12 protein-coding genes, 2 tRNA genes and 1 riboswitch are annotated in these 12,217 nt (G+C 35.3%); of the genes, 5 read left to right on the top strand and 9 right to left on the bottom strand.

The genetic code is table 11. The features are described 5' to 3' along the window. Positions 1-3: 3 nt before the first annotated feature. The 5 genes from M2306_RS06260 to M2306_RS06280 form a co-directional block, all read right to left on the bottom strand. The gene (locus M2306_RS06260) at positions 4-1,527 is read right to left on the bottom strand and encodes an LbetaH domain-containing protein (RefSeq protein WP_259190221.1); all 1,524 of its coding nucleotides are present in this window, start codon (positions 1,525-1,527) and stop codon (positions 4-6) included. Positions 1,528-1,922: 395 nt separating this feature from the next. Further along, positions 1,923-2,468 (bottom strand): putative glycolipid-binding domain-containing protein, encoded by a 546-nt coding sequence (locus tag M2306_RS06265; protein WP_115090248.1) that lies wholly within the window; start codon positions 2,466-2,468, stop codon positions 1,923-1,925. Between the two features lie 19 nt (positions 2,469-2,487). Then, complete coding sequence (locus M2306_RS06270; protein ID WP_259190219.1) at positions 2,488-3,267, bottom strand: class I SAM-dependent methyltransferase; 780 nt, start codon at positions 3,265-3,267, stop codon at positions 2,488-2,490. 272 nt (positions 3,268-3,539) lie between these two features. After that, entirely contained in the window at positions 3,540-4,286 is a 747-nt protein-coding gene (gene fabG / locus M2306_RS06275) for a 3-oxoacyl-[acyl-carrier-protein] reductase (RefSeq protein ID WP_115090246.1), read from the bottom strand. A gap of 64 nt (positions 4,287-4,350) precedes the next feature. Further along, a complete protein-coding gene (locus tag M2306_RS06280) occupies positions 4,351-5,643 on the bottom strand; it encodes a Na+/H+ antiporter NhaC family protein (protein WP_259190218.1) in 1,293 nt (430 codons plus the stop codon). An 84-nt stretch (positions 5,644-5,727) separates the two neighbouring features. Beyond that, a riboswitch (SAM-I-IV-variant riboswitch) is annotated at positions 5,728-5,833 on the bottom strand. Between the two features lie 138 nt (positions 5,834-5,971). On the opposite strand from M2306_RS06280, the gene M2306_RS06285 reads away from it, so the two are divergent. Beyond that, positions 5,972-6,466, top strand: a complete 495-nt coding sequence (locus tag M2306_RS06285) for a hypothetical protein (protein WP_115090244.1) — start codon at positions 5,972-5,974, stop codon at positions 6,464-6,466. A 133-nt stretch (positions 6,467-6,599) separates the two neighbouring features. Here M2306_RS06285 and M2306_RS06290 read toward each other — a convergent pair whose 3' ends face one another. Beyond that, the gene (locus M2306_RS06290; protein WP_259190217.1) at positions 6,600-7,661 is read right to left on the bottom strand and encodes a GNAT family N-acetyltransferase; all 1,062 of its coding nucleotides are present in this window, start codon (positions 7,659-7,661) and stop codon (positions 6,600-6,602) included. An 86-nt stretch (positions 7,662-7,747) separates the two neighbouring features. After that, positions 7,748-8,284, bottom strand: coding sequence for a GNAT family N-acetyltransferase (locus tag M2306_RS06295; RefSeq protein WP_259190216.1), 537 nt, complete (start codon positions 8,282-8,284; stop codon positions 7,748-7,750). Between the two features lie 305 nt (positions 8,285-8,589). Here M2306_RS06295 and M2306_RS06300 point away from each other — a divergent pair. From M2306_RS06300 to M2306_RS06315, 4 genes are all read left to right on the top strand, one after another. Continuing rightward, positions 8,590-8,673: transfer RNA gene (locus M2306_RS06300), tRNA-Ser, on the top strand. 6 nt (positions 8,674-8,679) lie between these two features. Then, positions 8,680-8,754, top strand: a tRNA-Pro gene (locus M2306_RS06305). 297 nt (positions 8,755-9,051) lie between these two features. Further along, complete coding sequence (locus M2306_RS06310; protein ID WP_259190240.1) at positions 9,052-10,323, top strand: site-specific integrase; 1,272 nt, start codon at positions 9,052-9,054, stop codon at positions 10,321-10,323. Between the two features lie 121 nt (positions 10,324-10,444). After that, positions 10,445-10,720 carry a helix-turn-helix domain-containing protein gene (locus tag M2306_RS06315; RefSeq protein WP_259190215.1) on the top strand — a complete coding sequence of 92 codons (276 nt, stop codon included), beginning with the start codon at positions 10,445-10,447 and terminating at the stop codon, positions 10,718-10,720. Positions 10,721-10,973: 253 nt separating this feature from the next. Here M2306_RS06315 and M2306_RS06320 read toward each other — a convergent pair whose 3' ends face one another. After that, positions 10,974-11,441, bottom strand: a complete 468-nt coding sequence (locus M2306_RS06320; protein WP_259190214.1) for a GyrI-like domain-containing protein — start codon at positions 11,439-11,441, stop codon at positions 10,974-10,976. Positions 11,442-11,506: 65 nt separating this feature from the next. Then, the gene (locus tag M2306_RS06325) at positions 11,507-12,214 is read right to left on the bottom strand and encodes a helix-turn-helix transcriptional regulator (RefSeq protein ID WP_259190212.1); all 708 of its coding nucleotides are present in this window, start codon (positions 12,212-12,214) and stop codon (positions 11,507-11,509) included. Positions 12,215-12,217 lie beyond the last annotated feature (3 nt).

Consider the following 12,217-nt stretch of genomic DNA (forward strand, 5'->3'; position numbering starts at 1 on the left):
TAGTTATTCTTGGTTTACTTCTTGCAATCGTACATGAAAATCCAATTGTCCATCTACTGTTACTTGTGCTTTTAGGTTGGCTTCATTACCATATTGATCATACAGTAAAAAATACATTTCACCTCCCCCTTCATAATAGGACCACAGTAGACCTTCCCATAGTTGATATACCCAAAAACAAAGGCCATCCGCCTCGTGATTTTTGGAGGTTATTACTTTATATTTACTGGAGGTATATTCAAACTTCATGGTAAAGAAAGCCGTATCATTTTTCACAAATGAACTATCTGTAGAAACACTACATCCTTTATAGATTCCCACCTGTCTATAATGAAACCAATTCTTCTCAATACAAGACGCCTGACGGGTTAGGATACCATCAAGTGGATCAAATTGAACATAGTATTTTGTCAAAATAGAATTCGGTATTCCATTAACATCCACTTCAGTAAAAATTTGTACAGCGAGATTGGATTGAGTAAACTGTCGTTTGGGAACAACTTGCACAGTCAAAAAATCTTCTTGCATTAGATCGTTGTTATTTTCAATTGCAGTGGCATATTCTATTCGTTTTGTTTTTTCCATGCCATTCGCTATAGACCACTGCTTAATTTTGCATTTCACACATAGTTTAAATACATTAATCACACGATCAATGGAGAAATAAAACAAGGCTGTTGATTTTGTTTCCTTATTTTTTGTTCTTGTTTTATCTAACAGTGGATAAACATAGATACTTGGAGTATCAGAATAGGTTATTCCATTCAGAATGGGCCTATTTTCTTCATCTACGAATTCAATATTTTCAAAAATTTCCTTCTCCGATATTTTAATTACATTCTTATTTCGATCTTTTGCTTCAAAGCTAACCTTGACCGCGACTTGATGTCGACCATTCGCATAGAGTTCTACTATTTTATTGTTATTCACATCGCTGATTTGCAAAAAAGATAACTCATTGATATCTTCCCAATTATATAAATTCTCACTTACTCGATCATTATTTAATACAACTGTATGCCTTTTAATTCGAGCTTCTTTAAAAATATGAGCGTAGTCTTTTACTTTGGCATGACCGTATACTTGCACATTATCATATACCTGTGCACAACCTTCAACTGAAGCATAATCATACACTTGTGCGTAAGCAGCTACAAGAGCATGTCCCGAAATGGTGGCATGTCCATAAATCTGGGCAGAGTCTTCTACTGTGGCATTATCATATACTTGCGCATAAGCCGTTACAACAGCATAATCAGAAACGATGGCATTATCATATACTTGTGCATCTGCTGTAATTTTTGCAGCTCCGAATACTTCGGCATTTCCACTCACTTTTGCATTATCAGAAATTGATGCGTCTCCATACACTTTGGCGTTGTCAGCAATCCACGCTTCACCAGATTGACTCAAATTCGTTTCATTTTGAATCCAACCTCCTTTCTTATGCGTTCGCAAACATTCGATACGCCACAGTTTATGCCCATTATAATCTATGGATTCATCAGTAATTCTATATTTATCCATTGTCCATCACTTTTATCCATTCTTTTTATTATCACCTTGATATTCTCATTTTTGTGACTTTCAAAATACGATTGCCTATACAGAAAGATTCTTTTATTTGAAATTGTATGCTAATGCTATCAGTCTATTAAATAGGATCTACATTTAAAGAATATTATAAAACTATCTGAAAATAAATCAACATTTTAATTCATTCTGTTAAAAATAATATCACAAACCCAAAACACTTAACAAAAATGAACTATTTCAAAAAAATGAACTCACTAAAAGAAGAAAACAAGTGCTGGTATTTTTCCTTCGCTTCTAGCATAAAAAAAGAGCATTGAATCATCAATGCTCTTTGCTATACTAAATACGGATACAAGACAAGTTGTACACGCTATACTTTGACTAGGTTAAACGGTTTTAAAAAGACCTGGATAATCCACAACTAAACCATCTTGATCAACTGTAATGGTAGCTTCAAAATCACTCCAAATATTTTTATAATGATAGGTATTGTCAGACAATTTAGTGTACTGTTGTTGTATCATTGTAAAATTTTCCTCTAAAGGATTAATATACAATACCGGAATTGTTTTTGACTCACCGATATTGAGCTTTAATCGATTAATAGGCAATGTGTTTGTAAAAGGAGTAACTGAAATATCAATATCCAAGCATTCTTTTAAATGAGGATATTCTTGTTCATCCAACATCCATTGTTCATTCAGTTTATGCCCGCTTAATTGATAATAGCGATGTCCTTCTTGGCAGCGAATATCAAAAAATCTAGTTTCCCAATTGGAAGTAGCTACTATTTGGTATTCCACCCCATAGATGCGATTATTTTTATTTCCTACGAGCTCTCCTTTACAATGATAGCTACCTTCTTTTTCAATACAGGTCAGATGCTCAACCGAAATTGTATCTATTCCTAACCACGTACGTTTTTTTTCCATATATTCAAGACTATGAGTTTTATAATTTTACACTTTGTGTTCCAATAAAGGTTGGAATAAAAGGGTCTATGGTGAAACGAGGATTGGGTTGCCATGCTTCATCGTATGCTGTAATGGCAAAACCAGCGCGTGTTTGTCCTCCGATTAAATCTTTCAAGCTATGACCAAACACCAAGGCTTCTCCTCTATCCATTTTTTGCTGTAATTCTTCTGGAGTTAAATCCACACGATCCGCATAAGGAATGGTGAAACGCGGGCGGATTAATCCTTTTTCTTTTAATTCAGCGTTTCTATCTTCTACAAAAACAATAGGATTGTAAAAACTACTGATGAGCTTTCCACCTACTTTTAGTACCCGATGGCATTCCTTCCAAACTTTGTTGACATCATCAACGTATAAATTCGAGATAGGGTGTACAATTAGATCAAAATACGCGTCCTCAAACAAAGATAAATCACACATATCTCCTTGTACAATACGCAGATTTAAGTCATCTCGTTGCGCCACCATTTGATCTTTATTCAGCTGTTCTTCTGATAAGTCATATACCACAACTTCTGCACCTAAAGCTGCTAATATAGGTCCTTGCTGTCCTCCTGCAGACGCGAGACACAATACTTTTTTTCCTTTTATATCGCCAATCCAATCTTTGTCTATTGGGGTTGGCAATATATACAACTCCCATATTCCCTTTTTGGCATTTTCTACTTGCTCACTAGTAACAGGCTGTGACCAAGCTACATTAGCCTTCGCTTGATTATCCCAAGCTTTTTGATTATGTATGATAAAATCTTTCAACTTTTTTGACGCATAAATCTCAGTTAATTCATTTCAACTGAAACTTAAAATTATCCTTTTTTCGTCTATAAATCAAATATTTTTAACATTTGCTTTTTCTTTCAAAGAAACTCCTCCTCCACAAAGGCAAATACCTTTCGTCAATACAACATTCCTATTTCCTTTTAAACAAACTGTTCCTACAAAAAGGCGAATATCATTCGCCATTACAACACAAAAAAAAAAGAGGGCGCCCTTTTAAGGCACCCTCTTGACTCTATTTTAAAAATGGATTAGGTTAACATTCCTCCATCCACGTTGATTACTTGTCCTGTAATATAAGCTGACATTTCTGAAGCCAAGAACACGCATGCATTTGCAATATCTTCTGGTTTTCCGCCGCGTTTTAATGGAATAGCATCTGTCCATCCTTTCACTACGTCTTCTGCTAATTTTCCAGTCATTTCTGTTTCGATAAATCCTGGTGCAATTACGTTACAACGGATATTTCTAGATCCTAATTCTAAAGCTACTGATTTAGAGAATCCAATTACCCCTGCTTTAGACGCCGCATAATTCGCTTGACCTGCATTTCCCTTTACTCCTACAACCGAACTCATATTAATAATAGAACCTTTTCTATTTTTTAACATGGTACGCTGTACAGCTTTTGTCATATTAAACACCGATTTCAAGTTTACTTCGATAACTGCATCAAAATCTTGTTCCGACATTCTCATTAATAAGTTATCTTTTGTAATACCTGCATTATTAATTAAAATATCAATATTACCAAAGTCTTTCAAAACCTCATCTACCAATTGTTCTGCTGCTGCATATTCAGCTGCATTTGATTGGTATCCTTTTGCTTGAACTCCTAAAGCTACTAATTCGCTTACTAATTCATCTGCTGCTTGTACAGATGAGCTATAAGTAAAAGCTACATTAGCCCCTTGCTCTGCAAACGCTATTGCTATACCTCTACCAATTCCACGTGTAGCACCAGTAATAATTGCTATCTTTCCTTCTAATAATTTCATGTATATTCAAATTTTGTTTTGACAAAGCGCAAATATAAACATTTTGTAATTCGGTATAACTATTTTAAGCGGTTTGTACCTCTTTTCTAAAGAACACCATGTAAAATACCGTCACTAAAAATAGAAAAGCAAAGTAGTATCCTTGAGAAACCAATTCAAGATACCCTAGTTTCTTATCTGTAAAGCTCAGTAAGATAAGGATTTGAGCCCCATATGGCAGAATTCCCTGTACAATACAAGCAAAAATATCCAACACGGAGGCTACATACGGACGATTCAGTTTGTATTCAGTTGCAACATCATTTGCTAAATTTCCTGCTACTAAAATAGAAACGGTGTTATTTGCCATACAAACTCCAATCCCTGAAACGAGAGAGGCAATACCAAAAACAGCCCCTTTACTGGTTCGAATTCGTTTTTGCATGCTTCTTAATATCCATACAATTCCTCCTTGTTGTTCAATCATACGGGCTAAACCACCTGTTAACATAGACAACAAGAAGATTTCTGTCATAGAAGTAAACCCATCATACGTATGATTCGCTAAACCGACCAAATCAAAATCCGCTTGTACTAAACCAATAATACCCGCCGATAGAATCCCTAAGAACAAAGCAACGAAAACCTGAATGCCCACCAAAGCCAATACAATCGTCAATACATAAGGAATCAACAATACATAATTGGCCTGTTCATCTATCGTCAAAGCAACATCTACGGCATCATTTTTCATAAAAACCAAAACGACAATCGTCAATAGTGCAGCTGGGATAGCGATTTTAAAGTTGGCTTTGAATTTATCTTTCATCTCACAGCCCATGGTTTGGGTTGCTGTAATCGTAGTATCTGAAATAATAGAAAGGTTATCTCCAAACATAGCTCCTCCTAATAGCGCACCACAAAGCAATCCCATCGAGCTACCTGTTTTTTCCGCTAATCCTACGACGATAGGCCCTAAGGCGACAATCGTTCCTACTGATGTTCCGATAGAAAGAGATAAGAAACAAGAGATTACAAAAATCCCCACACCTAGATAAGCCACTGGGATATACTGTAAACCGATGTTCACCATAGCATCAACCCCGCCAATTGCTTTAGTAATGGTTGCAAAAGCACCAGCTAGCAAATAAATCAAACACATGGTGATAATTTTACTATCCCCACAACCTTCAATAAGTGCGGTTATGCGATCGTTAATTGGCGTTTTATAAAAAAGCACAAAAGCCGTAATAATCCCTAAGCTAATTGCTATAGGCGATGGCAATTGATAAAAGTTGTCTAAAGCTATTCCACTACCTAAAAAGACAGCTACAAATACAAAAAACGGAATGAGGGTGTAGAATTTATTGTCTGACATAGTTCATTTTTTTCTATTCTAAAGTCAAGTAACAACGCGTACCGAACGAAAAAAAATACTACATAAATCATACCTAAGCGCGGTATATACAACATTTTTTCCATTACTGGCTTATCGTTTGCAGCACCTTGCTTGTTGTTGCAGGTTGCTATTTTTCTACTTGTTTTTAGAAAAATTCCTGATAATTAAGCGACAAAGATAAATCCTTTATTTAAAATTGACAACAAAAAAATGAATTTTATCACTTTAATTCATTTACACGTGCCTCTTTTATAATCCTCTTGGATTCCTTATTTTTGCACTCTTAAACTAAAAATTAAATAAGAAAATGAGAAAATTGCTGCTTTCAATTGGATTAGTTGGACTTGCTACTACGGCATCTTTTGCACAAAAAGGGCCTAAAAATGCTATTGGTTTGCGTTTTGGAGCAAATTCAGGACTAGGTACAGAGATTTCTTACCAAAGAGATTTAATGCGCAACAATCGATTAGAGGTTAACCTTGGTTTTAGAGACAACCATAACTACAATACAGTTAAGGTTACTGGATTGTACGAATGGGTTTGGAATATTGAGGGTAATCTGAATTGGTTTGCTGGTGCTGGTGCGGCTGTAGGAACCTATGACTACAAATACCATGATCATGGATATCGATACAAAGATGATGGAACTTTTGGTCTATTAACGGGAACAGTGGGATTGGAATACAATTTGGATATTCCGTTGCAAATTGCCATTGATGCACGTCCAGAATTGTACTTGAACAATTCATACAGAGATGGTTTATACCTAGACTTAGGTATTGCCGTGCGTTACAAATTCTAATGCACAGATCTTTCTCTTTTCTCTTATAACGATATAAAAATAGCGAGTAACCCTCGCTATTTTTTTTATCTCATTTGGACAAGTAAACGCAACTATTGCTGTTTCTTCTTCGTATTACAGTTGGAACAACTCTTTATTGTTTCTCCTTTACCGTTTTACTATAACGCAACATCTCCCTGTATTTATTCTTTAAAAGGGTAGGTTCTAGGATTAACTCCTTGTCGAATTGAAATCCCATATTCTCACACAAGGCTATACTTTTGTGATTCTCTTTTTCAACGGTATAAATGATTTCATTCGTCGGAATACTTTCTTCTATAATCGAAATTGCTTGATTGAGTAATTCTTTTCCATACCCTTTTCCTTGTTGGTCTTCACGCACCCACAATCCAATTTCGGCAGTATCTTGATTGATATCATTAAGGGTTAAACACCCAATAAACACTTCCGTTTCACGCTCAAAAGCCATCAGCACTAAACAAGTTCCCTGTTGCATTTCTGCTTGTGATTGTTGAATATAAGCTTGTACCAATACAGGATGATTTAAGGCATCTATACTCAAATACTTCCCTACTGCAGGTGTAAAATGGTTTTGCAGTAAGGTCTTATCTTCCTCTTGGATCTTTCTATATCTCAATCGAGAGGCTTCCCATGCTTCATTGTCTGCAAATATTTTTCGCTCTTGCGGAGCTAACATCGCTACAATCATACAAACCTCTTGTTTTATCCCTGCCTGAATCAAATTGTAGGTTGCCATTTGATTCAGGTCTTGCTGCGCATCTAAAAAGAGTTGCAACAAGTGAAACCAAACTTGCTTGGTTTGTTCCTCTGTTAGTATCTCTTCTGTTGGATTTTCAATTAACTGCTCTATCCAGGCTACTGTATTCGGTATAGCAACTGAACGATAGTTATTCCAGTGTTTTCCCATCTTTTGCAGCAATACCGCGAGAAGCCTTAGTTGCACTTCTCGTTCAATCAACGCCACTTCTTGATTTATGTTTCCCAATACAATAGAGAGGATACAAGGATGAACCACGGATAACTCCTCAGCTTCTTCTACTTGGAACAGTACATCTGACCAATTCGTTTCTCCTTGAAGCAAGGCTTGTAACAAGGTTATCAATTCGCGATCTACTTCCTCTAAAAAAGGAAGTTTAGCAAGATTTTCTGGCGTATAGGAGGATCTTTGTTTCATGTTTATTCGGGTTGTTATGCAAAAAAAGTTCAATTTTATTCTTTCGAATCAAACTGAACTTTCTTATCTCTTATTTTGAGTTGAATTTATTGCTTGGCTACATTAGCTTTGCGGTAATGCAACATATCCAATATTTTTTCTTCACTGATGTTGCGCTTGAAATCACTGTGGTACGCGTAACCTAATTTTTCTGCGATATTAATACTGCCAGCATTGTTTCGTTCTACATTGTAAATTAAGTAATCAACAGTTAAGTGATCAAAAACAAATTGCTCTAAGGCTTTCACGATTTCTTTTCCATATCCTTTTCCATTTGCACTTTCTTTAATCCAAAGCCCAATCGAAATAGATTCATCACAAATATCGTGGACTCCACAACATCCAATAAATTCTCCTGTCTGATTATCTATCGCTAGTAGAGTAATGTCTTGTTCTTTTTCTAATTGACCTAAGCTATACGCTACAAAGCCAAAAGTATCTTCTTTTTTTTGAGTAGGGATAAAAGGTAAGAACTTAGCCACTGTTGGGGTTAACTCTCTAAAGATGTCTTCTACGTATTGGTCATTTACAATAATAAACTTCAAGCGATCACTTGAAAAAGTTAGGGTTGTATCAAATTTCATAAATTGCTGCATTGATTTAGGCTAGAAATGCTTTTTTTTCTTCGCTCTATCTTTATTTCTGGCACAAAGATACGAGATAATTTAAATCAAACTCCTCTTCTTCCCTTTAAAATAGGGTGGTTTTGGAATAAAAGGCATGTAACCCTCTTCTTTTTTTATTTTTTTTTCAACCATATCCACCTCATACTTAATGGAGTAAAAAAAACCGTGTTATTTTCTTCTATTTTTGATTTAAAATTATTTGCATAAAATAAAAAGTAATGGTATGTTTGCTCCAGTAAAAATGAGGGATTCCTCAGTTTTCAGGAGAGGTGCCGGAGTGGTAACGGAGCAGATTGCTAATCTGTCGACTGGTAACGGTCGCCAGGGTTCGAGTCCCTGTCTCTCCGCTTCTTCGGGGTGTAGCGTAGCCCGGTCATCGCGCCTGGTTTGGGACCAGGAGGTCGCAGGTTCGAATCCTGCCACCCCGACAACACTAACACTAAGTGTTATCAGAAACCCGCAAATTCTATGGATTTGCGGGTTTTTTGTTTTATTTCATATCATAATCCGTCAATATATATCAATGTAAATGTGAGTAATTCGGTGAGTCTTTTTATTATTTAAATTCGCTCACGGAATTGTATTTAAATAATTAGTAATCAGATTGTTGATTCATTTATTTTGATGCTTTTTCATATTGTTTAACTCTTTTATGGTGAGTGATTGAATTTACTCAACTTCAGAACTGCCACAAAGCATTCCAGTTAAACACAAAGTAAATGGATATGAAGAAAATGAACACCTTTGGGATTCAATTTGTAATCAGATTACCCAAGCAACAAAAAAGTGAAATGGCAACTGTTTATGCCCGCATAACGGTTAATGGTCGCAGATCAGAGATTTCTTTGAAATCTAAAGTATCAGCTAAGGCTTGGGATGAAGCGAAAGGAAAAGCGAAAGGAAAACGAGAAGAAGTGATTAAACTGAATAATCATATTGAAAGAGTTCGTTCGCTTATTACAGATGCTTATCATCAACTCATTCAAGAACGTAAAACAGTCACGGTTAATGCTGTCAAATCCTTATATCTCGGTGAAGATGAACCAGAGGTTATGACGCTCATCAAGCTCTCGAAATATCATAAAGAGGTCGAAACTGGAAGACTAGCGCCAGGTACACTTAAAAATTATAGCACCACGGAGTCTTATTTAGAAAAATTCCTTAAGCAAAAATATAAGAAGAGTGATATTTCCTTGACAAGCCTTAACTACAAAACGATTTTAGATTTCGAAAATTTTCTGCATAATTATGAACCCACAGACCACCATAAACCGTTAAACAATAATGGTGTAATGAAGCATTTGGAACGACTTAAAAAGTTGGTCAATTTTGCTGTTAAGTTAGAATGGCTTGAAAAGGATCCGTTTATTAAATATAGATTGCATTTTGAAAAAGTTGAAAGAGGTCATCTTAGTAAAGAAGAGCTTTTTGTGTTAGCAAATAAACAATTTTCAATCGAGCGTTTACAGTCTGTATTGGATATGTTTCTTTTTAGTTGTTATACAGGACTTGCATATATTGATATTTCTAATCTTGCGCCTGAAAATATTGTACAAGGTATCGATGGTAAACAATGGTTGATGACTAGGAGGGAAAAAACAGATACTTTGGTAAAAGTTCCTCTATTACCCGAAGCAGAAATTCTTATTGATAATTATAAAAAACATCCTGTTGCTGTTGCCAATGGTACTGTATTCCCTGTGATATCTAACCAGCGGATGAATGGTTATCTTAAAGAAATTGCCGATATCTGTCATATCAAAAAAAATCTAACTTTTCACCTTGCACGTCATACGTTTGCAACTACGGTAACTCTAAGTAATGGTGTGCCGATAGAATCTGTAAGTGAAATGTTGGGACATACAACGATCCGAACAACACAGATCTATGCAAAAGTAGTAGAGCATAAATTAAGTGAGGATATGCAGAACTTACAATTAAAAATGGCTACCCTACAACAAAAAGCGATTACAAAGCTTCCTTTAGAAGCCAAGTAATGCCCTTGAACACTACTTTATATATAAGATCAATTAATTTGGATTCATTTGTATACATAATGGCTGAAAAACAATTAAAGCCATTGTGAAATAAAATTTTAATCGTTTAAAAAGTGTACAAATGAAAGTAGAATTGATAACAAAGGATGATCTAGAGGTTTTTAAACAAGAATTAATTGCAGAAATTCGAAGAAGTAGGCTTAATTTAAAAAACACCGACCACACACAAAAGGAATGGCTTAAAAGTTATGAGGTGCGAAAATTATTGGGAATTTCGGCAGGTACTCTTCAAAATCTTAGGTTAAACGAAACCCTACCCTATACTAAAATAGGCGGATTGATGTATTACCGTTATGAAGATATTCGCAAATTAATGGATGGAATTGATGGTAGTTAGATTGTTAACAATACAATTGAGCAGAGTTTAGCGACTCTGCTTTTTTACTTCCATATTTTTTATCCTCAAAGCACATTTATTTTTTCCATGCAAATCCACCGCACATAAAAGAGCTTTGAATGGATTTTTGATTAAGAGTGTTGAAGCAAATCCCTTCCTGTTTCCTTTTCATTATTTTCTTCAACACCCTTACTTTCGGTTCTTAAACCGATCAATTTAAGAAGGAGTACTAAGTTTGGTTTTAAGGGCTTATTTACTCAGTAACCGAAAGATAAGTTTCCACTTCCGCATCATTTCCGTGATAATATTTTTTGCCATGGATTGTAAAATCAGCTTTGTAAGCGCGTTTTGAATTTAATTCTTTATCAGCCCATATTTCCAGCCAAGTGTTTCCGACAGCTTCGGGCATCTTTCCTTTTGATACAAGTTTCTGGTACGTGCAAGTTTCTATTTCGAGACCGACAAATCCATCGGGAATTATAGCCAATGAACTTACAGGCAGACCAATAATGGTGGTGTAAGCACCAGTGAAATCAGTTTCATAATCTGTATAAACAGCATAAATTTCATCACTAATCACATTAGGTATTTGACTTTGAATTTCTTCCTTCCAGAATTTTTGCCATAATACTTCAATGTCAATTGCCGATTGTCCATTTGTATTAATTGTACGAGTTGAAATTCCAATGATCTGAAATTTTTGAATGGTTTGATTGTTCATTTTGTTCTATATTTTTAAATGCACTACAAAAATAAAACACAACTGTGACAACCCTATGGCAAGGGTTAATCACATTTTTTTAATGTCATTTCAATATATTCTTCAAACGTGATTTTATGTTTTTCAAAAGAATCAGTTAACACGAGTAAACTCTTAATACGATCGAGTCGAAATGACCTGTAATCCTTACGTAGACGACAAAATGCAATCAATAACCAATTCTCTTGCGTGGTATAAATAGCAAACGGTTCTATGGTTCGTTGGGTTGTTTCGTTATTATATGGTGAATAATATTGAATCTGAACAAGATTAAAATTCGTTAATGCCAGTTGTAAAATCGACAGATTATTACTGGTACGACTATTTTCTAAATTCTGCGCAGACAAAATTCTTTCCGAAAGCAAATTGGCTTTATCTTTTGTGTTATTCCGTAAGACAGCTTTTATCTTATGGATAGCATCTGTATAATCCTTCACCAATGAAGCATCTTTGTTCTTTCGTACCAATTGTTCGGCCGTAATTAAAGCATTGGCTTCGTTTTCAGTAAACATAACAGGAGGAATTCGGTATCCTTCCATTAAGGTGTAGCCTTTTCCTTCCTCCGTCAAGACCGGAACACCAGCTTGTTCCAAAGTTCTAATATCCCTATAAATGGTTCGTTTACTTATTTCGAATTTCTCTGCAAGTTCATTCGCCGTTAGAAGTCTTTTAGACTGTAATTGAATTAAAATGGAGGTTAATCTAGTTAGTCTTTTTGTATCCTTATCTGTCATTAA

The sequence above is a fragment of the Myroides gitamensis genome (assembly GCF_029894455.1).
In the GTDB taxonomy this organism is placed as follows: Bacteria; Bacteroidota; Bacteroidia; order Flavobacteriales; family Flavobacteriaceae; genus Flavobacterium; species Flavobacterium odoratum.